Source organism: Massilia orientalis (assembly GCF_030411975.2).
In the GTDB taxonomy this organism is placed as follows: Bacteria; Pseudomonadota; Gammaproteobacteria; order Burkholderiales; family Burkholderiaceae_D; genus Telluria; species Telluria orientalis.
This window is the reverse complement of the sequence record NZ_JASNRB020000017.1, coordinates 40,047-66,557: the sequence shown is the minus strand read 5'-3', so window position 1 is coordinate 66,557 and position 26,511 is coordinate 40,047. Positions and strand designations below refer to the sequence as shown.

Annotated in this window: 20 protein-coding genes; 17 read left to right on the top strand and 3 right to left on the bottom strand. The window is 65.2% G+C overall.

Annotation, left to right across the window (positions count from 1 at the left end; translation table 11 throughout):
- Positions 1-69: 69 nt before the first annotated feature.
- Positions 70-2,181 carry an EAL domain-containing protein gene (locus QPK29_RS24330; RefSeq protein ID WP_371768477.1) on the bottom strand — a complete coding sequence of 704 codons (2,112 nt, stop codon included), beginning with the start codon at positions 2,179-2,181 and terminating at the stop codon, positions 70-72.
- A 109-nt stretch (positions 2,182-2,290) separates the two neighbouring features.
- The gene (locus QPK29_RS24325; protein ID WP_056126351.1) at positions 2,291-3,076 is read right to left on the bottom strand and encodes a hypothetical protein; all 786 of its coding nucleotides are present in this window, start codon (positions 3,074-3,076) and stop codon (positions 2,291-2,293) included.
- Between the two features lie 408 nt (positions 3,077-3,484).
- Here QPK29_RS24325 and QPK29_RS24320 point away from each other — a divergent pair, with 408 nt between their 5' ends.
- The 11 genes from QPK29_RS24320 to QPK29_RS24270 all read left to right on the top strand — a co-directional run bounded on the left by QPK29_RS24320 (position 3,485) and on the right by QPK29_RS24270 (position 18,338).
- Positions 3,485-4,831, top strand: a complete 1,347-nt coding sequence (locus tag QPK29_RS24320) for an MFS transporter (RefSeq protein ID WP_371768476.1) — start codon at positions 3,485-3,487, stop codon at positions 4,829-4,831.
- Positions 4,832-4,942: 111 nt separating this feature from the next.
- Positions 4,943-5,893, top strand: a complete 951-nt coding sequence (locus QPK29_RS24315) for a glycoside hydrolase family 43 protein (RefSeq protein ID WP_371768475.1) — start codon at positions 4,943-4,945, stop codon at positions 5,891-5,893.
- Between the two features lie 11 nt (positions 5,894-5,904).
- Positions 5,905-6,963: an aldose epimerase family protein gene (locus QPK29_RS24310; protein WP_056126357.1), complete on the top strand. Its 1,059-nt coding sequence runs from the start codon at positions 5,905-5,907 to the stop codon at positions 6,961-6,963.
- Between the two features lie 21 nt (positions 6,964-6,984).
- The gene (locus QPK29_RS24305; protein WP_371768474.1) at positions 6,985-7,872 is read left to right on the top strand and encodes an SMP-30/gluconolactonase/LRE family protein; all 888 of its coding nucleotides are present in this window, start codon (positions 6,985-6,987) and stop codon (positions 7,870-7,872) included.
- 140 nt (positions 7,873-8,012) lie between these two features.
- Positions 8,013-9,755, top strand: coding sequence for an IlvD/Edd family dehydratase (locus tag QPK29_RS24300; protein WP_371768473.1), 1,743 nt, complete (start codon positions 8,013-8,015; stop codon positions 9,753-9,755).
- A 73-nt stretch (positions 9,756-9,828) separates the two neighbouring features.
- Positions 9,829-10,821 (top strand): AraD1 family protein, encoded by a 993-nt coding sequence (araD1, locus tag QPK29_RS24295; protein ID WP_056126363.1) that lies wholly within the window; start codon positions 9,829-9,831, stop codon positions 10,819-10,821.
- The gene (locus tag QPK29_RS24290) at positions 10,818-12,398 is read left to right on the top strand and encodes an aldehyde dehydrogenase (NADP(+)) (protein ID WP_056126365.1); all 1,581 of its coding nucleotides are present in this window, start codon (positions 10,818-10,820) and stop codon (positions 12,396-12,398) included. Before araD1 ends, QPK29_RS24290 begins: the two co-directional genes overlap by 4 nt.
- A 65-nt stretch (positions 12,399-12,463) precedes the next feature.
- Positions 12,464-13,231 carry an SDR family NAD(P)-dependent oxidoreductase gene (locus QPK29_RS24285; protein WP_371768472.1) on the top strand — a complete coding sequence of 256 codons (768 nt, stop codon included), beginning with the start codon at positions 12,464-12,466 and terminating at the stop codon, positions 13,229-13,231.
- A 170-nt stretch (positions 13,232-13,401) separates the two neighbouring features.
- Positions 13,402-14,955, top strand: coding sequence for an alpha-N-arabinofuranosidase (locus QPK29_RS24280; protein ID WP_056126370.1), 1,554 nt, complete (start codon positions 13,402-13,404; stop codon positions 14,953-14,955).
- A 3-nt stretch (positions 14,956-14,958) separates the two neighbouring features.
- Positions 14,959-15,963, top strand: a complete 1,005-nt coding sequence (locus QPK29_RS24275; protein ID WP_371768471.1) for an arabinan endo-1,5-alpha-L-arabinosidase — start codon at positions 14,959-14,961, stop codon at positions 15,961-15,963.
- On the top strand, positions 15,960-18,338 hold the full coding sequence (locus QPK29_RS24270) for a beta-L-arabinofuranosidase domain-containing protein (protein ID WP_371768470.1): 2,379 nt from the start codon (positions 15,960-15,962) through the stop codon (positions 18,336-18,338). Before QPK29_RS24275 ends, QPK29_RS24270 begins: the two co-directional genes overlap by 4 nt.
- Before the next feature lie 133 nt (positions 18,339-18,471).
- Here QPK29_RS24270 and rsgA read toward each other — a convergent pair whose 3' ends face one another.
- Positions 18,472-19,500 (bottom strand): ribosome small subunit-dependent GTPase A, encoded by a 1,029-nt coding sequence (gene rsgA / locus QPK29_RS24265; protein WP_371768469.1) that lies wholly within the window; start codon positions 19,498-19,500, stop codon positions 18,472-18,474.
- Positions 19,501-19,871: 371 nt separating this feature from the next.
- Here rsgA and QPK29_RS24260 point away from each other — a divergent pair, with 371 nt between their 5' ends.
- The 6 genes from QPK29_RS24260 (at position 19,872) to QPK29_RS24235 (ending at position 26,429) form a co-directional block, all read left to right on the top strand.
- Complete coding sequence (locus QPK29_RS24260) at positions 19,872-20,834, top strand: ABC transporter substrate-binding protein (RefSeq protein WP_056126376.1); 963 nt, start codon at positions 19,872-19,874, stop codon at positions 20,832-20,834.
- 11 nt (positions 20,835-20,845) lie between these two features.
- Complete coding sequence (locus tag QPK29_RS24255; protein WP_056126378.1) at positions 20,846-22,363, top strand: sugar ABC transporter ATP-binding protein; 1,518 nt, start codon at positions 20,846-20,848, stop codon at positions 22,361-22,363.
- Positions 22,360-23,394 carry an ABC transporter permease gene (locus tag QPK29_RS24250; protein ID WP_056126380.1) on the top strand — a complete coding sequence of 345 codons (1,035 nt, stop codon included), beginning with the start codon at positions 22,360-22,362 and terminating at the stop codon, positions 23,392-23,394. Before QPK29_RS24255 ends, QPK29_RS24250 begins: the two co-directional genes overlap by 4 nt.
- Positions 23,391-24,383 (top strand): galactofuranose ABC transporter, permease protein YjfF, encoded by a 993-nt coding sequence (yjfF, locus tag QPK29_RS24245; protein WP_371768468.1) that lies wholly within the window; start codon positions 23,391-23,393, stop codon positions 24,381-24,383. Before QPK29_RS24250 ends, yjfF begins: the two co-directional genes overlap by 4 nt.
- A gap of 97 nt (positions 24,384-24,480) precedes the next feature.
- Complete coding sequence (locus QPK29_RS24240; RefSeq protein ID WP_056126384.1) at positions 24,481-25,434, top strand: glycoside hydrolase family 43 protein; 954 nt, start codon at positions 24,481-24,483, stop codon at positions 25,432-25,434.
- 53 nt (positions 25,435-25,487) lie between these two features.
- Positions 25,488-26,429, top strand: a complete 942-nt coding sequence (locus QPK29_RS24235) for a LysR family transcriptional regulator (RefSeq protein ID WP_036238599.1) — start codon at positions 25,488-25,490, stop codon at positions 26,427-26,429.
- Positions 26,430-26,511 lie beyond the last annotated feature (82 nt).

Below are 26,511 nucleotides of genomic sequence, written 5' to 3'. Positions count from 1 at the left end.
GGTCGAACGACCCCGCCAGCCGGACAGGGCGTTGCTCGGTTCATACCCGCAACGCCCTTTTTCATGGTCCTAGGGCTTACATCCTGGACCGGCCTGGTTTGGCGCCGCGGTCTGCGCCAGCAGCAGCGCCCGGAAATCGTCCGACCGCATCGGCTTGCCGATCAAATAGCCCTGCAACACGTCGCATCCGGTCGAGCGGATCGCTTCCTTCTGCAGCTCCGTCTCGATCCCCTCGCAGATCACGTCCAGCTTGAGCGACTTGGCGAAGGCGATGACACCGTTGACGATGTCCAGGCAGCGCCGGTCCTGCTCGATCTCGCGCACGAACGAGCGGTCGATCTTGATCGCGGTGATCGGCAAGGTGCGCAGGTACGACAGGTTCGAATAGCCGGTGCCGAAGTCGTCGAGCGCGATGCGGAAACCGTCGCGCTGCAGTGAGCGCAGCACCGCCGCCGCCTTGTCGATGTCCTGCATCAGCATGCTCTCGGTGACTTCCAGCTTGATGCACTCGGGGTCCAGGTCGTAGCGGTTGACGAGGTTCTTCAGCAGCGGCGGCAGGTTTTCGTCCGTCAGCTGGCGCGGCGAGACGTTCACCGCCATGCGCAGCCGGTAGCCCAGCAATTCCCATTCGCGCGCCTGGCGGCACGCTTCTTCGCACACCCAGGCGCCGACGGCCGTGATGGCGGGCGAGCCTTCCAGCATCGGCAGGAACAGGTCGGGGGCGAGCAGCCCGAGGCGCGGATGTTGCCAGCGCAGCAGCGCCTCCGCACCGACGACGGCGCCGTTCACGGCGCTCACCTGCGGCTGGTAGAACAGCACGAACTGGCGGCGTTCGAGGGCGGAGAACACGTCCTGGCGCAGTTCCAGGCGCTGCTTGAGCAGGTGGCGCGCGGCCGTCGAGAAGATGGCGTATGTGTGGCGGCCATTGTCCTTGGCCTCGTACATCGCGGCGTCCGCGTTGTTGAGCAGCTCGTCGGCCGAATACTCGCGGCCGTTGCCGATCGCGATGCCGATGCTGCCGCCCACCGTCACGTAATGGCCGTCGACGGCGATGGGCGTCGCGAGGTGCTGCAGCACGGCCGCGGCCACACCCTTCGCGCCATCGGCGTTCATGCCTTCGAGGACGACCACGAACTCGTCGCCGCTGATGCGCGCGACCGTGATGCCGGCGCCGGCGAGGCTGCCCAGGCGCCGTCCGATTTCCTGCAAGGCCATGTCGCCCGCGCGGTGGCCATGGGCGTCGTTGACTTCCTTGAAGTGGTCGAGGTCGACGAACAGGACGCCGACCGGGCGCTCGTCCTCGACCGAACGTGCCAGCGCCTCGTCGAGCGCGCGCAGGCAACTGAGGCGGTTGTGCAGGCCCGTCAGGCTGTCGTGCGTGGCCAGGTGCAGCAGCCGCGTCTCCGCTTCCTTGCGCTCGGTGACGTCGGCGAAGAACGCGGTGACGCCTTCGCGCGACGGGTACACGCGCAATTCGAGCCAGATGCCCAGCGGCGCGTAGAAGTTCTCGCAACGGGCGACTTCGCGGTCGTGCATCGCGTGCTGGTAGGCGTCGTAGAACGGGCCGCCGACGGCTTCCGGGAACTCAGTCCACATGTTCTTGCCGACCAGGTCTTCCGGGCGACGGTCGATCCAGGCCGCGCCGCGCGCGTTGACGTACGTGAAGCGCCACTCGCGGTCGAGCGACACGCAGCCGTCGGAGATGCTCTCCAGGACGGTGCTCAGGCGTTCGCGCGCCTGCACGGCGGCCTGCTCGGCTTCGACGACTTCCGTCACGTCCTGCAGGAAGGCGACGAAGTGGGTGGGCGTGTCCCCGTTCTCGCGCACGGGAAACAGGTGCATGCGGCACCAGAACGGGGTGCCGTCCTTGCGGTAGTTGCGCAGCAGCGCGGTGCAGATCTCGGCGCGCTCGACGCAGTGGCGGATCAGCGCGATCTCGGGCTGGTCGCGGTCGTCGCGCTGCAGGAAGCGGCAGTTGCGGCCGACGACTTCGTACAGCGCGTAACCCGTCATCCGTTCGAACGCGGGGTTGACGTAGGCGATGGGATTGTCCGGCAGGCTCGCGTCGGAAATGATGATGCCCGTGTTGCTCGCCTCGATCAGTCGCTTGAAGAACGGCACCGGCAACTGTTCGATCTTGTCGAGGAGGGAGCGGACTTCTTCGGGAGAACAATTCTGCATGATCGTCTACCTTGGCGCTGGACGTTACCAGTGTAACGCCGCCTGAGGCCGGCATGCAGCACGAAAGACAGCGGCGTCCGCAGGTTGTTGCCTATGGGATGGGACCGGTTCAATCCACGCCAAGCGCCGCCATTTTCGCCCGTAGCGCCAGCCGGTCCGCATCGATCTGCGCGCCGTTCGTCTGGCGCGACAGCGCGGCCTTGTCCTTGCGGCCGAGGAAGTACGCGATGCGCTCGGCGTTGGCGCCGGACGGGTGCGGGATGCCGTGCAGGATCCGGTCCGCATCCAGCACGCCGCGCGCCGCGAGCCAGTCGAGCGCGAGGCCGACTTTCGGGCCCAGCGGCACGTACACCGCATCGGGCAGCGACGCCGCTTCGGCCGCGAAATAGTCGAGCAGCTGGGCCTGCAGCAGCGGCGTCGTCAGCATGTTCGGCGCCGCGCCGTTGTAGTTCTTGTCCTTGACGAACACGGGGTGGCGCAGCACGGCCGTCACGTGCATCAGGTGCGCGTGCGCGCCGAACAGCGACGCGCAACTGGCGATGCCGAGCCAGCGCTGCAGGCCCACGTGGTCGAGCAGGGCGACGAGGTTCGGCCGGATCGCCCCGGAAAACGCGCCGGTGTACTTGGCCGCCTTCAGCACCTCGTCCTGCGCGGCACCTTGCGCCAGCAGGCGCCGCGCCTCGCGCACGGCGTTCTTCCATTGCACGAAGCCGGGCGAGATGCCGACAAGGACGAGCCGCGCCCCGTGGTTCACGTAATCGAACGGGATGTAGTGCGCGCTGATGGTGCCCGCGCGCGCCAGCAGGAAGCCGGCCGGGATCTGGGCGGGCGTGGTCGCGAGGTCGGGATCGGTGTCCAGGATGAGGTCGCGGAACGTGGAAAAGGTCGCCTGCATGAAATTGTCAAAAGTGAGGATACCTCGCATTGTGCCACGTGAAATCGTTGTCATACTGCCCGATCCGCGCCTACACATATAAAAAACGATATCGAAGTTGCGGAAAAATTGATTGGATCGTTCTCGATGTTGCGCCTAACATTACCGATGAGCATGCCAGTTCAGAAGCCGTTCAGGGCTTCGAAAACATAACAATACTTATATGGAAATTGGAGACGATATGGAACCCTCCGCATCGGGCCGTTTCGCGCCCGCCGCCCGCACCTTTGCATCGGGCCGTTACGACAGAATCGTGGGCTTTGCCCTCCGTTGGAAACACTGATTCAGGTTTCTAATCACTAGGCAATAATCAGGGTGCTGCGCGGAACGAATCCGGGTAGCACCTTCGTCGTTTGGAAAGAGGTCCGTATGCACACCCAGAAACTCTCCACGCTCGAAAAAGTCGGCTTCGGCGCCGGCGACATGGCGCTCAACGTGGTGATCTCATCGATGATGCTGATCATCACTTTCTTCTACACGGACGTCTATGGACTCAAGACGACCGACCTCGCGCTGCTGTTCGTGCTCGTCAAGATCGTGGGCGCGATGTCCGACCTGGTCGTCGGCCAGATGACGGACAGTTTCCTGTCCCGCTGGGGCCGCTATCGGCCGTATTTCCTGTTCCTCGCGATCCCGTACGGCCTGTCCGTGTACGCCGTGTTCAGCACGCCGGACTGGAATTACGACGCCAAGCTCGTGTGGGCCTATTCCACCTACGTCATCATGACGCTGATGACGTCGGGCGTGGGCGTGCCGTACATCTCGCTGATCAGCGGCCTGACGAGCGACCCGCAGGAGCGCCTGTCGGCCAACGGCTACCGGCTGTTCCTCGCGAAGGTCGGCGCGTTCATGGTCACGATCGTCGTGCCGATCCTCGCGCAGCGCTGGGGCCACGGCAACCAGGCCGCCGGCTACCAGGCGGCGATGGCCCTGATGGCGGTGCTGGGCGTCGTGCTGTTCCTGTTCACGTTCTTCACGACGACCGAACGCGTCGTCTATAAAACGAAGCGCCAGCCGCTGCTGGAACAGATCGCGGTGCTGGCCCGGAACGATCAGTGGCTGATCCTGTGCGCGGTCTGCGTGACGGGCACCATCGGCTACGTGATCCGCGGCTCCGTCGCGATCTATTACGCCAAGTATTATCTGCACGGCGACACGGAGACCGTGTCCGCCTTCCTGTCGACGGGCGTCGCGGCAGCGATCATCGCGATGGTCGTGTCGACGTGGGTGACCAAGTTCTATTGCAAGGTCAAACTGTTCCGCTACACGCAGCTGATGGTGGCGGTGCTGTCCGTGATGATCTATTTCCTGGTCAAGCCGGGCGACACGGCGCTGGCTTTCTTCCTGTACTTCCTGCTGTCGCTCGTCGTCGACCTGCACGCGCCGGTGTTCTGGTCCGCGATCGCTGAGACCATCGACTATGGTCAAGTGAAAACGGGCAAGCGCGTATCGGGCTTCGCGTTCGGCGGCATCTCGGTCGCGCAGAAGGCGGGCATGGGACTCGCGGGCGGCATGGTGGGCCTGCTGCTGAACTATTTCCATTACCAGCCGAACCAGGAACAGAGCGCGCTGGCGCTGCAAGGCATCGCGCTGATGCTGTCCGTCATTCCCGGCTTCTTCCATTTTCTGATGGGCGCGCTGATGTTCAAGTACCGTATCAGCGATGAGTATTACTCTACCGTCAAGGAAGATTTGCGGGCGAGCCAGGCGACTTAACCGACGTCGTCCCTGCGCAGGCAGGGACCCAAGTTCCTCGGCCAGGCCGCAAAACTTGGGTTCCCTCCTTTGCGGGAACGACGGTCTTGAAGCAAACTCTGAGAAAACATCATGCAAGACACCGTACTGAAACCCCTCATCGAACAACGCGCCGACCCGTACATCTACAAGCACACGGACGGCTATTACTACTTCACCGCCTCGGTCCCGCAATACGACCGCATCGAGCTGCGCCGCGCGAAGACGATCGCGGAACTGGCCGCCGCGCCCACCGTCGACGCGTGGATCAAGCCGGACACGGGCCCGTACAGCGAGCTGATCTGGGCGCCCGAACTGCACTTCAACATGGGCGCGTGGTACGTCTATTTCGCCGCCGCGCCGAGCCGCGAGATCAAGTACAAGCTGTTCCAGCACCGCATGTACGCGATCCGCAATACCAACGCGAATCCGCTCGAAGGCACGTGGGAATTCATGGGCCAGGTCGACACGGGCATCGACACGTTCTGCCTGGACGCGACCACGTTCAACCACAACGGCCAGCTGTACTACCTGTGGGCGCAGAAGGACAAGGAGATCGAAGGCAATTCGAACCTGTACATCGCGAAGATGAAGACGCCGTGGCAGATCGAAGGCAAGCCCGTGCTGCTGTCGAAGCCCGAACACGATTGGGAGATCCGCGGCTTCTGGGTCAACGAAGGCCCGTCCGTCCTGCGCCGCAACGGCAAGATCTTCATCTCGTATTCCGCCAGCGCCACCGACGAGAATTACGCGATGGGCCTGCTGTGGGCCGACGAGAATGCGGACCTGCTCGATCCGGCCGTATGGACAAAGTCGCGCGAGCCCGTGTTCCGTACATGCTACGATCACGGCATCTACGGACCCGGCCACAACAGCTTTACCTATGCTGAAGATGGCGACACCGTCATGCTCGTCTACCACGCGCGCACTTATACGGAAATCGTCGGCGATCCGTTGTGGAACCCGGACCGCCATACCTTCGTCAAACCGCTGCGTTGGGACGAGAACGGCATGCCGGTATTCGGGCGGCCATCTACCCTCTGAGGAATAACAACGTGCAAAACGGAATTACCCAAGCGCCGTTCGGGACCTTGCCCGACGGTCGGCAAGTCAACCAGTACACGCTCAAGAACAATAACGGCATGGTCGTCAAGGTGCTGGACTTCGGCGGCATCATCACCGAGATCCACGTCCCGGACCGCGATGGCGTCTTTGCCGACGTCGCGCTCGGCTTCGAAACGCTCGGGCCCTATGTCAAGGACAGCCCGTATTTCGGCGCGCTGATCGGCCGCTACGGCAACCGCATCGGCAAGGGCCGCTTCACGCTCGACGGCAAGGAGGTCCAGCTGACGACCAACAACGGCAACAACCACCTGCATGGCGGCGACCCGGGCTACGACAAGGTGCTGTGGACGGCCGCTGCCGAAGGCGACAGCCTCGTCCTGCGCTACCACAGCCCGGACGGCGAGCAGGGCTATCCCGGCAACCTCGACGCCACCGCCACGTATGTGCTGACCGACGACAACGAGATCGTCGTGCGCTTCCACGCCGTCACCGACCAGCCGACCCCCGTCAACCTCACCCAGCACAGCTATTTCAACCTGGCCGGAGCAGGGCAGGGCGACATCCTCGCCCACGAGATCACGATCGACGCGGATAAATTCGTGCCCATCGATGCGGAATCCATCCCGTTCGGCGAACTGGCCCCCGTGACGGGCACGCCGTTCGATTTCCGCAAGCCGCGCGCGATCGGCGAGCGCATCACGCAACCGGACAAGCAACTGCGCCACGGCACCGGCTACGACCATTGCTGGGTGCTGAACAAGCACCTGGGCGACAAGGGCCTGAAGCGCGCCGTCCACGTGTTCGAGCCCACGACGGGCCGCGTGCTCGAACTGTTCACGCAGGAACCGGGCGTGCAGTTCTACAGCGGTAACTTCCTCGACGGCTCGCTGAGCGGCAAGGGCCATCCCTGGATTTTCCGCAGCGGCTTCTGCATCGAGCCGGAACACTACCCGGATTCGCCGAACCAGCCGACGTACCCGAACACGATCCTGCGTCCGGGCGAGGTCTATGAAACGGAATCGCGCTTCCGCTTCTCGGTGGCGCAATAAGTCAATCAGGAGAGACGCTACATGATGGAACTGGCGGTGGATGGCCGAAATGTACTCGGCGAGGGCATCATCTGGGACGACAAGGGCGCGCGCCTGTTCTGGACCGATATCGAAAGCAGCGAACTGTGGTCGCACGCCCCCGCGACAGGCGCGTTGCAGCGCTGGCCGCTGCCCGAGCGCCTGTGCTCGATGGCGCTGACGCACGACGACGGCCGCCTGCTGCTGGGCCTCGCCTCCGGCCTCGCGTTCTTCGATCTCGCCAGCGGAGACCTCGACCGCATCTGCGACGTCGAGGCAGAACTGCCCACCACGCGTCTCAACGACGGCCGCACCGACCGCCAGGGCCGCTTCGTGTTCGGCGTGTTCAACCAGGCCGAGAACCCGAAGAATCCCATCGGCGGCTTCTACCGGCTGAACCACGACCTGTCGCTGGAGCGCCTGCCGCTGGGCGGCGTCGCCATCGCCAACAGCATCTGCTTCAGCCCGGACGGCCGCACGATGTATTACGCGGACTCCGGCACGCGCGAGATCCGTTGCTGCGACTACGACCCGGACACCGGCGCAGTGGCTAACCTGCGCGAATTCGCGGCGGCCGACGGGGCCCCGGGCGATCCGGACGGCTCGACGATCGATGCGGACGGCTATTTGTGGAGCACGCGCTGGGGCGCGGGGCAGGTCGTGCGCTTCGCCCCGGACGGCACCGTCGACCGCGTATTGACGCTGCCGGCGCCGCAGCCGACCTGCCCGGCGTTCGGCGGCCCCGGCCTGGACATGTTGTATGTCACTTCCGCAACAGTCGGCCTGCGCGCCGGCCAACTGGCGGATGCACCAAAATCGGGCGGTGTGTTTGCAAAATTGCTAACAATTAAGGGCTTGGCAGAGGTTAAATTCGCTGGTCGGCGCCGATAGCGGTAACAGCGATGTCGATAACGATATCGATTGCTGCTAAAAATTGATTGGAAAGTTATCTTAGCGGCCTTTAGACTTCCTTCATCGCTGAGCTGGACGACGACAAGGGTCGCTCAGATTACAAAAACGACGGAGGAAGAATGTCCGAGACAAAAAAGAAGCCCACCCTGCGTTCCGCAGCGTGGTTCGGTACCCAGGACAAGAACGGCTTCATGTACCGGAGCTGGATGAAGAACCAGGGTATCCCCGATCATGAATTCCAGGGCAAGCCGATCATCGGCATCTGCAACACCTGGTCCGAACTCACGCCCTGCAACGCCCATTTCCGCAAGCTGGCCGAGCACGTCAAACGCGGCATCCTGGAGGCGGGCGGCTTCCCGGTCGAATTCCCCGTCTTCTCGAACGGCGAGTCGAACCTGCGCCCGACCGCCATGCTGACCCGTAACCTGGCCAGCATGGACGTCGAAGAATCGATTCGCGGCAACCCGATGGACGGCGTCGTCCTGCTGGTCGGCTGCGACAAGACCACGCCGGCCCTGCTGATGGGCGCCGCGAGCGTCGACATTCCAGCCATCGTCGTCACCGGCGGCCCGATGCTGAACGGTAAGCTGAACGGACAGGACATCGGCTCCGGCACCGCCGTCTGGAAACTGCACGAGCAGGCCAAGGGCGGCCAGATCTCGATGCACGACTTCCTCGCCGCCGAAGCCGGCCATGCGCGCTCGGCCGGCACCTGCAACACGATGGGCACTGCGTCGACGATGGCCTGCATGGCCGAATCGCTCGGCGTCTCGCTGCCGCACAATGCCGCGATCCCCGCCGTGGATGCGCGCCGCTACGTGCTGGCGCACATGTCGGGCATGCGCATCGTCGAGATGGTCAACGAAGACCTGAAGCTGTCGAAGATCCTCAAGCGCGAGAACTTCGAGAACGCGATCCGCACGAACGCCGCGATCGGCGGCTCGACCAATGCCGTGATCCACCTGAAAGCCATCGCCGGCCGCATGGGCGTGCCGCTGGAACTGGAAGACTGGACCGCCGTCGGCAAGGGCACCCCGACCATCGTCGACCTGCAGCCGTCCGGCCGCTACCTGATGGAAGAGTTCTATTACGCCGGCGGCCTGCCGGGCGTGCTGCGCCGCCTGGGCGAAAGCAACCTGCTGCCGCACAAGGACGCGCTGACCGTGAACGGCAAGACGATCTGGGAAAACGTCCAGGACGCGCCGATCTACAACGACGAAGTGATCCGCAAGATCGACAACCCGCTGATCGACGACGGCGGCATCTGCATCCTGCGCGGCAACCTGGCCCCGCGCGGCGCCGTGCTGAAGCCGTCGGCCGCATCGCCGCACCTGATGAAGCACCGCGGCAAGGCCGTCGTGTTCGAGGACTTCGACCACTACAAGGCGCGCATCGTCGATCCGGACCTGGACGTCGACGAGAACTCGATCCTCGTGATGAAGAACTGCGGTCCGAAGGGTTACCCGGGCATGGCCGAAGTGGGCAACATGGGGCTGCCGCCGAAGCTGCTGGCGAAGGGCATCACCGACATGGTCCGCATCTCCGACGCGCGCATGAGCGGCACCGCCTACGGCACCGTCGTGCTGCACGTGGCGCCGGAAGCGATGGCCGGCGGCCCGCTGGGCATCGTCAAGGACGGCGACTTCATCGAACTCGATTGCAAGGCCGGACGCCTGCACCTGGACGTGCCGGAAGACGAGATCAAGACCCGTCTCGCGGACCGCGCCGAGAACCAGAAGGAAGCGCCGCGTACCGGTTACGCGGGCCTGTACCTGGATCACGTGCTGCAGGCGGACGAGGGTTGCGACTTCGACTTCCTCGTCGGCTGCCGCGGTTCGGCTGTGCCCAAGCATTCCCATTGATTGATCGACGTTGGACGCGTGAACGGTTTGGCCGTTCCCGCGTCCTGTTCATTCTGAACGAACGGATTCCACCATGCTGCTCATCCAATACAAATCCGCCGCCGGCGACCGCCGCGTCGGCATCCTGAACGGCGACACCGTCACCGCCATCACCGGCTACGCCACCACGCTGGAACTGGCCAAGGCCGCCATCGCGCAGGGCAAGAGCCTCGCCGCGCTGGCCGACGCATCCGCCACCGGCGACAAAGATTCCTACGAAGCGATCGCGCAGGCAGGCCGCGTGCTGGCCCCGATCGACCACCCGGACGCCGCCCACACCTACGTCACCGGCACGGGCCTGACGCACCTGGGCAGCGCCGACGCGCGCGACGCCATGCACAAGAAGATCGGCGGCGACGTCGAGTCGCTGTCGGACTCCATGAAGATGTTCCGCATGGGCGTCGAAGGCGGCAAGCCGGAAGCGGGCAAGGCCGGCGTGCAGCCGGAATGGTTCTACAAAGGCGACGGCTCGATCGTGCGCGCCAGCGGCCAGGACATGGAAATGCCGGACTTCTCGCTGGACGGCGGCGAAGAGCCGGAGATCGCCGGCCTGTACGTGATCGGCGACGACGGCCAGCCGTACCGCGTCGGTTTCGCGATCGGCAACGAGTTCTCGGACCACGTGACGGAACGCCAGAACTACCTGTACCTCGCGCACTCCAAGCTGCGCAACTGCGGCGTCGGCCCGGCGCTGCTGGTCGGCGAACTGCCGGCCCACGTCGAAGGCGTGTCGCGCATCCGCGCAGCCGACGGTGCCGTGCGCTGGGAAAAAGCGTTCGTGTCGGGTGAGCAGAACATGTCGCACACCATCGGCAACCTGGAATACCACCACTTCAAGTACGGCCTGTTCAACCGCCCGGGCGACGTGCACATCCACTTCTTCGGCACCGCGACCCTGAGCTTCGCCGACAATATCAGCGTGCAGGCCGGCGAGACGTTCGAAGTCGAATCGCCGCAATTCGGCCCCGCGCTGCGCAACAAGCTCGCCGTCCAGTCCACCCAATTCGCAAAAGTTAACACGTTATGACCATCGCACAAATCACGGGCGAAGCCCTCATCGGCGGCGTCGCCCAGCGCGGCGCCGGCGGCTCGTTCAAGGCCTGGAACCCGGGCGCGCGCACGCACATCGAACCCGCCTTCAACATGGTCGACATCGGCCAGATCGACCAGGCCTGCAGCCTGGCCGGCAAGGCGTTCGACGTCTTCCGCAACACGACCGACGACGAGCGCGCCGCGTTCCTCGACACGGTCGCCGAGCAGATCATGGCCCTGGGCGATGCCCTGGTCGAGCGCGCGATGGCGGAAACCGGCCTGCCGCGCGGCCGTATCGAAGGCGAGCGTGGCCGCACCTGCACCCAGCTGAAACTGTTCGCCAGCCTGCTGCGCGAAGGGTCGTGGCAGGATCCGCGCATCGACCCGGCCCTGCCGCAGCGCACGCCGCCGCGTCCGGACCTGCGCAGCCGCCTGATCGGCGTCGGCCCTGTCGCCGTGTTTGCCGCATCGAACTTCCCGCTCGCGTTCTCCGTCGCCGGCGGCGACACGGCATCCGCCTTCGCGGCTGGCTGCCCGGTCGTCCTGAAGGCCCACTCGGCCCATCCGGGCACGTCGGAACTGGTGGCGCGCGCCGTCGTGAAAGCCGTCGAACTGTGCGGCCTGCCGGCCGGCACGTTCGCGCTGCTGACCGGCACGGGCAACGGCATCGGCCAGGCGCTCGTCGCGCATCCGGCCATCCAGGCCGTCGGCTTCACCGGTTCGCGTTCTGGCGGCACCGCACTGATGGCCGTCGCCGCGGGCCGCCAGCAGCCGATCCCGGTCTACGCCGAGATGAGCAGCATTAACCCGGTGTTCCTGCTGCCGCAGGCGCTGGAACAGCACGCCGAGCGCATCGGCCGCGAATTCGCCGCGTCGCTGACCTTGGGCGTCGGCCAGTTCTGCACCAACCCCGGCCTCGTGCTGGCGATCGACGGCCCGGGCCTGTCCACGTTCTGCGCCGCCGCCACGGCCGCGCTGAACGACACGCAGCCAGCCACGATGCTGTCCGCCGGTATCGCGTCGAGCTTCCGCCGCGGCGTCGCCGCGCTGGGCAGCAACGAAGCGGTGACCACGCTGCTGCGCCTGGAGCACGAAGAGAACCAGGGCCACGCCGCGCTGTTCCGCGTGGAAGGCGATGCCTTCCTGGCCCGCAAGGAGCTGCACGAAGAAGTGTTCGGCCCGGCCTCGCTGCTGGTCGTGTGCAAGGACGTCGAGCAGATGCGCGCCATCGTAGAGCACCTGGAAGGCCAGCTGACGGCCGCGATCCACCTGGAAGAGGGCGACATCGCAGCGGCGCAGGTCCTGCTGCCGACGCTGGAGCGCAAGGTCGGCCGCATCCTGGCCAACGGCTTCGGCACCGGCGTGGAAGTGGCGCACGCGATGGTGCACGGCGGTCCGTTCCCGGCCACGGCGGACGGCCGCAGCACCTCGGTGGGCACGGGCGCGATCTTCCGCTTCCTGCGCCCCGTGGCGTACCAGAACCTGCCGCAGGCCCTGCTGCCGGCGGTGCTGCGCGACGAGAACCCGCGCGGCATCTGGCGCCGCCGCGACGGCGCGCTGGGCAAGGAATAAGTACGAAAGATGGCGGCGCCGGGGGGTATCCTGGTGCCGCTTACAATAAGATTTAGGAGACGACGATGGGACCTTTAGCCAAGTACGGTAGCCTCGAAGGCAAACGGGTATTCGTGACGGGCGGCGGCAGCGGGATCGGTGAAGCGATCGTCGCCGCGCTGGTGGAGCAGGGCGCGCTGGTCGGCTTCGTCGACATCATGCGCGATGCCAGCGAGGCATTGGTGGCGCGGCTGACAGCGGCTGGCCACACGGCCCCGATCTACCGCTACTGCGACATCACCGACATCCCGAGCCTGCAGGCCGTGATGGCCGAGATGGCCGCCAAGCTGGGCGACTTCGACGTCATCGTCAACAACGCCGCCAACGACCAGCGCCACCAGATCGGCGACGTGTCGGTCGAATACTGGGACGAGCGCATCGCCATCAACCAGCGTCCGATGTTCTTCACCGTGCAGGCCGCGCTGGAAGGCATGAAGCGCCGCGGCGGCGGCTCCGTCATCAACTTCAGTTCGATGTCGTGGCACGCCAAGAACCCGAACTACCCGATTTATGCGACCACGAAGGCATCCGTGATCGGCCTGACGCGCTGCCTCGCGCGCGACCTGGGACAATTCAACATCCGCGTCAACACCGTGACGCCGGGCTGGGTGATGACCCAGCGCCAGATCGACCTGTGGCTGGACGAGGCGGGCGAGGCCGAGATCGCGCGTTCGCAATGCCTGCCGGGCAAGCTGATGCCCGAGGATATCGCCGCGATGGTGCTGTTCCTGTCCGCCGACGACAGCAAGATGTGCACGGGGCAGGAATTCATCGTCGACGCTGGGTGGGTGTGACGGATATACCGTCGCATTTCCGATCCCGCCACTATCTTCAAGACCGTCATTCCCGCGCACGCGGGAATCCATACTGAGCCTCTCCGGCACGTGTCCTATGGATTCCCGTTTCCGCGGGAATGACGGCTGTTAATGCAATCACCTTAACGACCAAAACAAACGGAGACCACATGAAGGCATTCCAACCCAAAGTTCTCGCCCTCGGCCTTGCCGCCGCATTCTGCGCCGGCGCCGCGTTCGCCCAGGTGAACGTCACCGTCGACGCGTCCAAGCCGGGCGCGGTGATCGACAAGGACGTCTACGGCCAGTTCGCCGAGCACCTCGGCACCGGCATCTACGGCGGCCTGTGGGTTGGCCCGGATTCGAAGATCCCGAACACCAAAGGGTGGCGCAACGACGTCGTCGGCGCGCTGAAGGACATGCACGTGCCGCTGGTCCGCTGGCCGGGCGGCTGCTTCGCCGACGAATACCACTGGCGCGAAGGCATCGGCCCGCGCAACAAGCGTCCGGTGAAGGTCAACACGAACTGGGGCGGTGTGCCGGAAAACAATGCGGTCGGTACGCATGAATTCTTCGACCTCGTCGAGATGCTGGGCGCGGACGCCTACGTCAACGGCAACCTGGGCACCGGCACGCCGCAGGAAGCGGCCGAGTGGATCGAGTACATGACGTCGGAAGGCAAGTCGACGCTGGCTGAACTGCGCGCGAAGAACGGCCATCCGGCGCCGTTCAAGGTCGCCTATTTCGCCATCGGCAACGAGTCGTGGGGCTGCGGCGGCAACATGCGTCCCGAGTACTACGCCGACCTGTACCGCCAGTGGAACACGTTCCTGAAGGCGCCGCAGCACCTGCGTCCGAAGATGATCGCCAGCGGCGGCACCGGCGACGACACGGCATGGACCGACATCCTGTCGCGCGACCTGAAGGGCCGCACGGACGGCATCAGCTTCCACTACTACACGCTGCCGACCGGTAAATGGGAAGTGAAGGGCGCCGCCACCGGTTTCCCGGAATCGGAATGGTTCTCGACGATGTCGCAGACTCTGCGCATGGAAGACTTCGTCCGCAAGAACGTCGCGATCCTCGACAAGAACGACCCGGAGAAGAAGATCGGCTTCGACGTGGACGAGTGGGGCACCTGGTACGACGTCGAGAAGGGCACCAACCCGGGCTTCCTGTTCCAGCGTAACACGATCCGCGACGCCGTCGTGGCCGCGCTCAACTTCAACATCTTCCATGCCCACGCCGACCGCGTGCGCATGACGAACATCGCGCAGATGGTCAACGTGCTGCAGGCGATGATCATCACCGACAACGAGAAGATGCTGCTGACGCCGACCTACCACGCCTTCAAGATGTACGTGCCGTTCCAGGGCGCGACGTCGCTGCCGGTTTCGCTGTCGAACAACACGACCTACGGCTCGAACGGCCAGGGCGTGCCGGGCATCAGCGCGTCCGCCGCGAAGGCGAAGGATGGCAAGACCTACGTCGCCCTCGTCAACACGAACCCGCATGAAGCAACCGACGTGGTCCTGAACGTCGCCGGCCAGAACGTCGGTGCCGTGCGCGGCCAGCTGCTGACGGCCGATGCGATGGACGCCCACAACACCTTCGAGCACAAGGACGCCGTGAAGCCGGTGCCGTTCAGCGCCACCGCCAGCGGCGGCAAGCTGACGATCAAGGTGCCGGCCAAGTCGGTGCTGGTCGTGGCTGTGGAAGGCTGACGCGTGAAGGTGCACGCAATCGCGGCAACGATGCTGCTGGCCGGGGCGGTCCACGCCGCCCAGGTCGGCGTGCACGACCCCGTGATGGCGAAGGACGGCAACACGTACTACCTGTACAGCACCGGCCCCGGCATCACGTTCTACTCGTCGCCCGACATGCTGCACTGGAAGCCGGAAGGCCGCGTGTTCGCGGGCGAACCCACGTGGGCGAAGCGTGCGGCACCTACGTTCAACGACCATATCTGGGCGCCGGACGTTCACAAGCACAACGGCCGCTGGCTGCTGTACTATTCGGTGTCCGGCTTCGGCAAGAACACGTCGGGCATCGGCGTGACGACCAATGCGACGCTCGACCCGCGCGCGCCGAACTACCGCTGGGAAGACCAGGGCATGATGGTGCAGTCGGTGCCGGGCCGCGACCTGTGGAACGCCATCGACCCGAACGTCGTCGAGGACGACAAGGGGCAGGGCTGGATGAGCTTCGGCTCGTTCTGGGGCGGCATCAAGCTCGTGAAGCTGGACGACAGCTGGACGAAGCTCGCCGAACCGCAGGAATGGCACACGATCGCGCGCCGCGAGCGTCCCGCGTTCACGCCGGACGAGGACGCGGCACCGGCCGAGATCGAAGGACCGTTCATCTTCAAGAAGAACGGTTACTATTACCTGTTCGTCTCGTGGGGCCTGTGCTGCCGCGGGCCGAAGAGCACGTACCACGTCGTCGTGGGACGCGCACAGGACGTCAAGGGGCCGTACCTCGACCGCCAGGGCAAGGATATGGCGAAAGGCGGCGGCTCGCTCGTCGTCAAGGGCGACAAGGACTGGAAGGGCCTCGGCCACAACAGCGCCTACACGTTCGACGGCAAGGACTACCTCGTGCTGCACGCCTACGAGACGGCCGACAAGTACAAGCAGAAGCTGAAAGTGATGGACATCCGCTGGGACAAGGATGGCTGGCCCACGGTGGACGCCAAAGACCTCAACAAGTATGTGAGCGAAGAACTGAAATGAAGCTGACTCGGGCGGCGAACCGCCGCATCGCCGCGCTGTTGTTCACCCTGGGCGCGACGTGCGCCCAGGCCGCCGACCTGTTCCCGCTGCAGGCCGTGCGCCTGGGGCCCAGCCCCTTCCTCGATGCCCAGACGACGGACCTGAACTACCTGATGGCGATGGAGCCGGACCGCCTGCTGGCGCCGTTCCTGCGCGAAGCGGGGCTCACGCCGAAGCAGCCCAGCTACGGCAACTGGGAATCGTCGGGCCTGGACGGCCACATGGGCGGGCACTACCTGTCGGCCCTGGCGTTGATGTACGCGTCGACCGGCGATGCCGAAGTCAAGAAGCGCCTCGATTATTTTGTCGCGGAGCTGAAGCGCGCGCAGACGGCCAACGGCGACGGCTACGTGGGCGGCGTGCCCGGTGGCCGCGCCGCGTGGCGCGACGTCGCCGCGGGCAAGCTCCATGCGGACAACTTCTCCGTCAACGGCAAGTGGGTCCCGTGGTACAACCTGCACAAGGTCTACGCGGGGCTGCGCGACGCGTACCGCTATGCCGGCAACGAAGATGCGAAGGCGATGCTGATCGCGATGGCCGACTGGGCGCTGCGCCTCACTAGCCGCCTGACGGACGAGCAGATGCAGCAGATGCTGAAGGCCGAACACGGCGGCATGAACGAGGTGCTGGCCGACGTCGCCCAGATGACGGGCGATTCGCGCTACATGGACCTGGCGCTGAGGTTCTCGCACCAGGCCATCCTGCAGCCGCTGGAACAGCACGAGGACAAGCTGACGGGTCTGCACGCGAACACGCAGATCCCGAAAGTCATCGGCTTCAAGCGCATCGGCGAACTCACGGGCCGCAAGGACATGGCGGATGCAGCCGCGTTCTTCTGGCAGACCGTCGTCGACCACCGCACGGTGGCCATCGGCGGCAACAGCGTCAGGGAGCACTTCCATGACGACAAGGATTTCAGCCCCATGATCAACGAGGTCGAGGGGCCGGAGACCTGCAACACGTACAACATGCTGAAGCTGACGGAGATGCTGTTCGAGACCTCGGACAAGGCCTCCTACGCGGACTACTACGAGCGCGCGCTGTACAACCACATCCTCGCGTCCGAACATCCGGGCACGGGCGGCTTCGTGTACTTCACGCCGATGCGTCCGAACCACTACCGCGTGTATTCGCAGGTGGACCAGGCGATGTGGTGCTGCGTGGGCTCCGGCATCGAGAGCCATGCGAAGTACGGCGAATTCATCTACGCGCACGAAGAGAAGGATGGAAAGGCGGCGCTGTTCGTGAACCTGTTCATCCCGTCGACGCTCGACTGGCGCGAGAAGAACGTCAAGGTCACGCAGGCGAACAACTTCCCCGACCAGGCCAGCACGCGCATCACTGTCGACGGCGATGCCAGGTTCGCGCTGAAGATCCGCTATCCGGCCTGGGTCGCGCCGGGCAAGCTGGCCGTGAAGGTGAACGGCAAGGCCGTCAAGGTCGATGCGGCACCGGGCAGCTACGTCAGCATCGATCGTGCGTGGAAGAAGGGCGACCGCGTCGACGTCAGCCTGCCGATGACGATGCGCCTCGAGCAGATGCCGGACAAGTCGAATTACTACGCGGTGCTGTACGGTCCCGTCGTGCTGGCCGCGAAGACGAATCCATTCCCGACCGAGCACCTGAACTTCCTCGCGGACGATTCGCGCATGGGCCACAGCCCGTCCGGCCAGGTATGCCCGCTGGAGGCGGCGCCGACCTTCGTCTCGGACAGCAAGGATTTCACCCGGCGCTTCAAGCCGGTAAAAGGCAAGCCGCTGACGTTCACGGCACCCGGCGTCGTGCAGGGCGGGGCGGGGTCGTCGACGGAATTCATCCCGTTCTTCCGCCTGCACGACTCGCGCTACATGATCTACTGGCAGCAGAGCACCCCGGCCGAATTCGCCCGCATGAAAGAAGAGAACGCGGCGAACGAAGCGGAGCGCCTGGCGCTGGACGCGCAGACCATCGACCAGGTGGCGCCGGGTGAGCAACAGCCGGAATCGGACCACGGCTTCAAGGGCGAGGGCGCGGACGCGGGCCTCAACAACGGCCGCCACTGGCGCCATGCCACCAAGTGGTTCAGCTACCAGTTGAACGATCCCAGGCACGAAGCGAAGGCGCTGCGCCTCACGTTCGCGCGCGGGGACGCGGGCCGCAGGTTCGACATCGTCGTCGATGGGCAGCGGATCGCCGAAGTGGAACTGGCGGCCGGCGAGGCGCAGGAATTCTATACGCGCGACTTCGCGCTGCCGCCCGCGCTGGTGCAGGGCGCGAACGGCAAGCTGGAAGTCAAGTTCGTCGCGAAGGAAGGCTCGATGGCGGGTGGGTTGTACGGGCTGCGATTGATGCGCTGACCCAAAAAACACTACGTTGACCTAAAAACCGTCATTCCCGCGCAGGCGGGAATCCAAGCTCTGCACGCGCCACGTTGACGCGTGCAACTTGGGTCCCCGCCAAGGGGGACGCCTAGTCCGGGGACGACGTTGTTTAGCGCTTCGCCTGCGCCCGCGCCCGAGCCATCTTGTTGAGCACCTTCCACCTCGACCGCTCCGCAATGCGGTCCAGCGGCGTCGCCGCCGCATGCCGCACCTCGCGCAACAGCTTGTGGTAGTTGCGCAGCCGGTCCGCATCCACGGCGCCGCGCACCGCGCATCCCGGTTCCTCCACGTGCGAGCAGTCGTGAAAGCGGCAGTGCGCCGCCAGCGTCTCGATGTCGTCGAACGCCGCGTTGACGTCGTCCTCGTCGGCGTCCGGCTGCCAGCTGCGCAGGCCCGGCGTGTCGATCACGCAGGCGCCGCCCGCGCACAGGTGCAGCGAGCGTGACGTCGTCGTGTGGCGGCCGCGGTCGTCGCCCTTGCGTACGCCGCCCGTCTGCTGCTGCGCGCCGGTCAGCGTGTTCGTGAGCGTCGACTTGCCCACGCCGGACGTGCCGAGCAGGACGAGCGTCTGGCCTTCTCCCGTCCATGGCGCCAGCGTGTCGGCCGCGCCGGCTTCCTGCGGATGCGCGCGCACCACGGGCACCGTCGCCGGCAGGCGCGCGCCCACTTGCGCCGCTTTCGTATCCGCGTCGGGCACGAGATCGCCCTTCGTCAGCACGATCACGGGCGCCACGTCGCAGGAGCTGGCCACCATCAGGTAGCGCTCCAGCCGGCGCAGATTGAAATCGCCGTCGAGGCCCATCACCAGCAAGGCAGTGTCGACGTTGGCCGCGAGCCGCTGGCGCGTGCCGTGGGCATCGCGCCGGACCAGTTCATTCAGCGGGTCGACGAGCGTGTGGACCCACGCTTCGTCTTGCTCGTTGAGGTCGAACAGCACCCAGTCGCCGACGGCAAGCGAGGCGTCGAGGGATGGATGCGGCCGGGCGGGGAATTCGCGCAGGCCGTCGTGCAGGACGAGCGACGTGCGGTGCACGCTCGCCACGCGCGCGGGTCGTCCGCGGTCGTGCAGGGCGAGGCGTGCGGCGATGGGGTTGGTGAGTCCGATGCGGCGCAGTGCCGCGATATCGAAGGCTATCATGGTCGTTGTGTTCCTGTTGCGAAGCGCGCGGACGCGCGGGCACGCTGCCGCACGCAATAAGCTGCGGCGGCAACGGTGGATTCGGTCAGGGAAGGTCGGCGCGGCTGGCGCGCCCATTCGCAACGACGATGAGCGACGACGGTGATCGGCGGAGAAAGGCGGTCAGGCGGCCGACGGGAGGGCAATATCCGGCTGGTTCATGGGGCGCTCCTCGTCAGTGAATGAAAAGGCAAGTATAGCGCGGCGGCTCGGCCATGCAACCGACATTTGTATTGATGTCGAAATGGATATGTCTACCGTCAAAAAAATGATTGGATAGATATGTCAGTTCTGTCATAGTATCCATGCACAACAATTCCGGAGACTAAGTGATGATCATCACCCGCAGGACCCTCCTGGGCGCAGCTGCCGCCATCGCGTGCGCCGCCGCCATCCCGGCATTCGCCGCCAAACCCCTCACGATCGGCTTCTCGCAGGTCGGTGCCGAAAGCGAATGGCGCACCGCGAATACCGCCTCGATCAAGGACGCCGCCAAGAAGGCCGGCGTCAACCTGAAATTCGCCGACGCCCAGCAACAGCAGCAGAACCAGGTCAAGGCCATCCGCTCGTTCATCGCCCAGCGCGTCGACGTGATCGCGTTCTCGCCGGTCGTGGAAACCGGTTGGGAGACCGTGCTGCGCGAAGCGAAGAACGCCAAGATCCCCGTGATCCTGACCGACCGCGCTGTCAAGGTCACCGATCCGTCGCTGTACGTCAGCTTCATCGGTTCCGACTTCGTGGAAGAGGGCCGCCGCGCCGGCCGCTGGCTGCTGGATTACGCCAAGAAGAATGGCGACAAGCCGCTGAACATCGTCGAGCTGCAGGGCACGACCGGTGCCGCGCCCGCGATCGACCGCAGGAACGGTTTTGCCGAAGTCATCGGCACGAATCCGAAACTGAAGGTCATCCGCTCGCAGACCGCCGACTTCACCCGCGCCAAGGGCAAGGAAGTCATGGAAGCCTTCCTGAAGTCGGAAGGCAAGAAGATCAACGTGCTGTACGCGCACAATGACGACATGGCCATCGGCGCGATCCAGGCCATCGAGGAAGCGGGCCTGAAGCCGGGCAAGGACATCATCATCATCTCGATCGATGGCGTGAAGGGCGCGTTCGAAGCCATGAAGGCCGGCAAGCTGAACGTGACGGTCGAGTGCAATCCGCTGCTCGGTCCGACGCTGATCCAGACGGCGCAGGACGTCGTGGCCGGCAAGCCGGTCCCGAAACGCATCGTCGTCAACGAGGGCGTGTTCCCGGCTGAGGTGGCGGCGAAGGAACTCCCGAACCGCAAGTACTGATCGGGCGGGGCATGATCGATTCGAAGAAGCCGGTGCTGGAAGTCACCGGCATCCATAAAGCCTTCCCGGGTGTGAAGGCGCTGTCCGATGCCGGACTGCGCCTGTTCCCCGGCGAAGTCCACACGCTGATGGGCCAGAACGGCGCGGGCAAGTCCACGCTGATCAAGGTTCTCACCGGCGTCTACCAGCCGGACGCCGGCAGCATCGTGCTGGAGGGCCGGGCCATCCAGCCGCGCTCCACGCAGGATGCGCAGAACCTCGGCATCAGCACCGTCTACCAGGAAGTCAATCTGTGCCCGAATTTGTCGGTCGCGGAAAACATCTTCATCGGCCGCTATCCGCGCCGCTTCGGCATGGTCGACTGGCGCTCGATGCGGTCGCAGGCCATGGCGCTGCTCGCGCGCCTCGAGATCCACGTCGACGTCAGCAAACCGCTCGCCGATTACCCGCTCGCGATCCAGCAGATGGTCGCCATCGCCCGTGCGCTGAACACGGAATCGCGCGTGCTGATCCTCGACGAGCCCACGTCCAGCCTGGACGAGGCGGAAGTGCAGATGCTGTTCTCGGTGCTGCGCCGCCTGCGCGAAGAGGGCATGGCGATCCTGTTCGTCACGCACTTCCTCGACCAGACCTACGCGATCTCGGACCGCATCACCGTGATGCGCAACGGCGAGCGCGAAGGCGAATATGCCTGCGCGGACCTGTCGCGCCTCGCGCTCGTCAACAAGATGATCGGTGCACCGGCCGACGCGGAGCACGCGTCGGAGACAGCAGAGCAGGGCGCAGCCAACGAGCACGGCGAGGTCTTCCTGCGCGCCCGCGGCATCGCGCGCAAGGGCGTGCTGTCGCCGGTCGACCTGGAAATCCGCCGCGGCGAATTGCTGGGCCTTGCCGGCCTGCTCGGCTCCGGCCGCACGGAAACGGCGCGGCTGCTGTTCGGCGCCGACAAGCTCGATGCCGGCAGTTTCGACATCGACGGCAGGCAGGTGAGCTTCTCGAACCCGCGCGACGCGATTCGCGAGGGCATCGGCTTCTGCTCGGAAGACCGCAAGCACGAAGGCGCGATCCTCGCGCTGTCCGTGCGCGAAAACCTGATCCTCGCGCTGCAGGCGCGGCAGGGCATCTTCCGCGCCATTCCTTTCAAGCGCCAGCAGCAGCTGGCGACCGACTACGTCAAGTGGCTGGGCATCAAGACGGCCAGCATCGAGACGCCGATCGGCACGCTCTCCGGCGGCAACCAGCAGAAGGTCTTGCTGGCGCGCTGGCTCGCGACCGATCCGCGCCTGATGATCCTCGACGAACCGACGCGCGGCATCGACGTGCGCGCCAAGCAGGAAATCATGGATTACGTCAGTAACCTGTGCCGCAAGGGCATGTCCATTCTCTTCATCTCGTCCGAACTGCCGGAAGTGCTGCGCGTGTCCGACCGCATGATCGTCATGCGCGACCGCAAGGCGTGCGGCGAATACCAGCGCGGTGAACTGGACGAGACGTCAGTGCTGCACGTGATCGCAGGGGAGACGGCATGAGCACGACCGGCGCTACCGTCAAACCGTCCGCGCAGGCAGCGGCATCGCGCACCGCCTGGCTGCAGCACCCGCTCGTGCGGCCGCTGGGCGCGCTCGTCGCGCTGCTGCTCGTCGACGCGTTCCTCGTGCCCGGCTTCTTCCACCTGCAGGTCAAGGAAGGCCACCTGTACGGCGCGATCATCGACATCCTCAACCGCGCCGCACCGCTGATGCTGGCGGCGCTCGGCATGACCCTGGTCATCGCCACGCGCGGTATCGACATCTCCGTGGGCGCCGTCGTCGCGCTGTCTGGCACCGTGTCCGCGATGCTGATCGGCGGCAGCGAGCCCACGACGCCGATGGCGCTCGCACTGGCGGCCTCGCTGGGTGTCGCGCTGCTGTGCGGCCTGTGGAACGGCGTCCTCGTCGCCGGCATCAAGCTGCAGCCGATCGTCGCCACGCTGATCCTGATGGTGGCGGGCCGCGGCCTCGCGCAGCTGCTGACGGACGGCCAGATCGTCACCGTGTACTACGAGCCGTTCTTCTTCCTGGGCAGCGGCTACCTCGCCGGCCTGCCGTTCTCGCTGTTCGTCGTCGCTGCCGTCTTCGCGGCCACGCTGCTGCTGGTGAAGAAGACGGCCCTCGGCCTGTTCATCCAGGCGGTCGGCATCAATCCGGTGGCGGCACGCCTCGCGGGCCTGCGCACGGCGACCCTGATCACCTTCGTGTACGTGTTCTGCAGCGCCTGCGCGGGCCTGGCCGGCATGCTGATCACGTCGAACATCAAGAGCGCGGACGCGAACAACGCGGGCCTGCTGCTGGAGCTGGACGCGATCCTCGCCGTCACGCTGGGCGGCACGTCGCTGGCCGGCGGCAAATTCAGCCTGGTGGGCAGCATGATCGGCGCGCTGATCATCCAGACCCTGACCTACACGATCTACTCGCTGGGCGTGCCGCCCGAAGTGAACATGGTCGTCAAATCCATCGTCGTCTTCGTCGTCTGCATTTCGCAGTCGAGCGAATTCAAGAACATCCTGCGGAGGTCCGCATGAGCGCGGTCGCAACCGGTACCCGCGGCCGCACTTCGTTTACGAGCGCGCCGTGGTTCACGTCCTTAGTCACCGTGGTCCTGCTGGTGGCGATGCTGGGCATCGGCGGATCGGTGTACCCGGGCTTCCTGTCGCTGCAGGTGATCTTCAACCTCCTGATCGACAACGCGTTCCTGCTCGTGATCGCGGTGGGCATGGGCTTCGTGATCCTGGCGGGCGGCATCGACCTGTCCGTCGGTTCCGTGCTCGCGCTGTCGACGATGATCTCGGCCTGGCTGCTGCAGCACGCGCACTGGCCGCCGGCCGCCGTCATCGCGCTCGTGCTGCTGCTGGGCGCGTGCTTCGGCGGCGCGATGGGCGCGATCATCCACCTGTTCAAGCTGCAGCCGTTCATCGTCACCCTGGCCGGCATGTTCCTGGCGCGCGGCCTGTGCTACCTGATCAGCGTCGAGTCGATCACGATCGATGACCCGCTGTTCACGGCGATGTCGCAGACGCAGGTGCCCATCCTCGACGCCTTCCTGTCGCCGGGCGCCATCATCGCGCTGGTCGTGCTGCTGGTCGCCATCTGGCTCGCGCACTTCACCGCGTTCGGCCGTGCCGTGTACGCCGTCGGCGGCAACGAGCAATCGGCCGCGATGATGGGCCTGAACGTGGGCCGCACCAAGGTCCTCGTGTACGCGCTGTCGGGCTTCTGCGCGGCGCTGGGCGGTGTACTGTTCGCCTTCTACATGCTGTCCGGCTACGGCCTGCACGGCCAGGGCACGGAGCTCGATGCCATCGCCGCCGTCGTCATCGGCGGGACGCTCCTCACCGGCGGCTACGGCTACATCGCCGGCGCATTGTCGGGCGTGCTGGTGCTGGGTGCCATCCAGACGCTGATCGCCTTCGACGGCACGCTCAGCTCGTGGTGGACCAAGATCGTCATCGGCGCGCTGCTGTTCGTCTTCTGCGTCGTGCAGAGGGTGATGGGCGGCCGCGCCAAGCAATAACAAGTCACGTTGCCACGGCGCTGAACTTGCGCCCCCGCCTCCGCGGGGGCGACGGGGGCTTATTGCCCACCGAATAAACATAAAAACTGGAGACTACATGCTCAAGCCCCTGATCGCCGCGACGCTGCTCGCGACGACGGCACTCGCCGGTGCCGCCAACCCCCTCACCAGCAGGATCTTCACCGCGGACCCCGCGGCCCTCGTCGACAACGGCCGCGTCTACCTGTACGTGGGCCACGACGAAGCCCCCGTCGGCGGCAAGGATTACGTGATGAACGAGTGGAAGGTGTTCTCCAGCTGCGACATGCAGCACTGGACCGAGCACCCGGCCGGCGTGCCGTTTTCCACGTTCAAATGGGCCGCCAGGGACGCCTGGGCCAGCGACGTCACCAAGCGCAACGGCAAGTACTACTTGTACGTGACGGTCGAGCACAAGACGATCCCCGGCAAGGCGATCGGCGTGGCCGTGTCGGACAGCCCGACGGGCCCGTTCGTCGACGCGCGCGGCACGGCCCTGATCACGAACGACATGACGCACGAGACGGAAATCAGCTGGGACGACATCGACCCGGCGATCTTCGTCGACGACGATGGCCAGGCCTATCTGTACTGGGGCAATACGGTCATGAAGTACGCGAAGCTGAAAGCCAACATGACGGAACTGGACGGCCCGATCCACACGGTGGGCCTGGACCAGTTCACGGAAGCGTCCTACCTGCACAAGCACGCCGGCAAGTACTACCTGTCGTATTCGCGCAAGTGGCCGGAAGAGACCGTGTACATGACGGGGCCGACGGCCACCGGGCCATGGTCGTATGGCGGCGTGATCATGGAAAAGAACACGAACGTCGGCACGATCCACCACGCGATCATCGACTTCAACGGCAAGTCCTACATCATTTATCACAACGGCAAGCTGCCGACCGGTGGCGATTACCGACGCTCGGTCGCCATCGAGGAATTGCACTACGGTCCGAACGGCAAGATCCTGCCCGTACCGCAGACTGAGCAAGGTCCTGCCGCCAATCCGTCGGCAGCGTGCAAGCGATAAAAGTTGCGCACCAATCTGCGTAAAACCGATATCGATAATGATATGATTGTCTGATGGACACGACCAATCCGAACTGGTTTCTCAAGGCCCGCCTCAAGACGCGTCAACTGCTGCTGTTGATCGCGCTGGACGACTACCGCAACATCCACCGCGCGGCCGACGAACTGCACATGACGCAGCCGGCCGCCTCCAAGCAGATCAAGGATCTGGAGGAGATGCTGGACGTCAAGCTGTTCGAACGCCTGCCGCGCGGGATGGAGCCGACGATCTACGGCGAAACGATGATCCGCCACGCCCGCATGGCCCTGACGAGCCTGGCTCTGGCGCACGACGACATCGTCACGCTGAAGGCCGGCCTCACGGGCCAGGTCGAGGTTGGCGTGATCATGACGCCCGCGATGGCGCTCCTGCCGCGCGCCATCGCCCGCGTCAAGGAAGAGGCCCCGCTGCTGCGCATCGGCGTGCAGCTGGAAACCAGTAACCTGCTGCTGGACAAGCTGCAGCATGGCACGCTGGACTTCATGATCGGCCGCATCTTCGACACCGGCGACACCTCCGGCCTGATCTACGAAGAGCTGACGGAGGAACCGGCCTGCGCGGTCGTGCGCCCCGGCCATCCGCTGCTGGAGCGCAAGAACCTCACCTTGCAGGACATCGCGCCGCTGCCGTGGATCGTGCCGCCGCACGGCAGTATCCTGCGCTACCGCTTCGACATGATGTTCCGCCGCGCCGGCCTGGAACCGCCCGCGAACGTCGTCGACACGACGGCGATGCTGATGATCACGGCGCTGCTGCAGCAGACGGATTCGCTGCACGTGATGCCGATCGAGGTGGCGCAATACTATGCGTCGCTGAACGTGATGCGCATCCTGCCCATCGAGATTCCGTGCAAGATGGATGCGTTCGGCATCATCCGCCACCAGGACCATTTGCTGTCGCCGGGCGCCGACCTGCTGCTGCGTGCCGTGCGGGCCGCGGCCAAGGAAATTTATTGAGCTTGCACTAAAGTGTTGCGTGCAAACTTCATCATTTAAATATATTGCCTTGATTTAACATCTCGACATCGACTCGACTCTT

What these genes read in the sequence shown, in the direction of transcription:
- QPK29_RS24330 (WP_371768477.1), bottom strand. Translation starts at nt 2,181, where the DNA reads ATGCAGAATTGTTCTCCCGAAGAAGTCCGCTCCCTCCTCGACAAGATC.
- QPK29_RS24325 (WP_056126351.1), bottom strand. Translation starts at nt 3,076, where the DNA reads ATGCAGGCGACCTTTTCCACGTTCCGCGACCTCATCCTGGACACCGAT.
- QPK29_RS24320 (WP_371768476.1), top strand. Translation starts at nt 3,485, where the DNA reads ATGCACACCCAGAAACTCTCCACGCTCGAAAAAGTCGGCTTCGGCGCC.
- QPK29_RS24315 (WP_371768475.1), top strand. Translation starts at nt 4,943, where the DNA reads ATGCAAGACACCGTACTGAAACCCCTCATCGAACAACGCGCCGACCCG.
- QPK29_RS24305 (WP_371768474.1), top strand. Translation starts at nt 6,985, where the DNA reads ATGATGGAACTGGCGGTGGATGGCCGAAATGTACTCGGCGAGGGCATC.
- QPK29_RS24300 (WP_371768473.1), top strand. Translation starts at nt 8,013, where the DNA reads ATGTCCGAGACAAAAAAGAAGCCCACCCTGCGTTCCGCAGCGTGGTTC.
- araD1 (WP_056126363.1), top strand. Translation starts at nt 9,829, where the DNA reads ATGCTGCTCATCCAATACAAATCCGCCGCCGGCGACCGCCGCGTCGGC.
- QPK29_RS24290 (WP_056126365.1), top strand. Translation starts at nt 10,818, where the DNA reads ATGACCATCGCACAAATCACGGGCGAAGCCCTCATCGGCGGCGTCGCC.
- QPK29_RS24285 (WP_371768472.1), top strand. Translation starts at nt 12,464, where the DNA reads ATGGGACCTTTAGCCAAGTACGGTAGCCTCGAAGGCAAACGGGTATTC.
- QPK29_RS24280 (WP_056126370.1), top strand. Translation starts at nt 13,402, where the DNA reads ATGAAGGCATTCCAACCCAAAGTTCTCGCCCTCGGCCTTGCCGCCGCA.
- QPK29_RS24270 (WP_371768470.1), top strand. Translation starts at nt 15,960, where the DNA reads ATGAAGCTGACTCGGGCGGCGAACCGCCGCATCGCCGCGCTGTTGTTC.
- rsgA (WP_371768469.1), bottom strand. Translation starts at nt 19,500, where the DNA reads ATGATAGCCTTCGATATCGCGGCACTGCGCCGCATCGGACTCACCAAC.
- QPK29_RS24260 (WP_056126376.1), top strand. Translation starts at nt 19,872, where the DNA reads ATGATCATCACCCGCAGGACCCTCCTGGGCGCAGCTGCCGCCATCGCG.
- QPK29_RS24255 (WP_056126378.1), top strand. Translation starts at nt 20,846, where the DNA reads ATGATCGATTCGAAGAAGCCGGTGCTGGAAGTCACCGGCATCCATAAA.
- QPK29_RS24250 (WP_056126380.1), top strand. Translation starts at nt 22,360, where the DNA reads ATGAGCACGACCGGCGCTACCGTCAAACCGTCCGCGCAGGCAGCGGCA.
- yjfF (WP_371768468.1), top strand. Translation starts at nt 23,391, where the DNA reads ATGAGCGCGGTCGCAACCGGTACCCGCGGCCGCACTTCGTTTACGAGC.
- QPK29_RS24240 (WP_056126384.1), top strand. Translation starts at nt 24,481, where the DNA reads ATGCTCAAGCCCCTGATCGCCGCGACGCTGCTCGCGACGACGGCACTC.
- QPK29_RS24235 (WP_036238599.1), top strand. Translation starts at nt 25,488, where the DNA reads ATGGACACGACCAATCCGAACTGGTTTCTCAAGGCCCGCCTCAAGACG.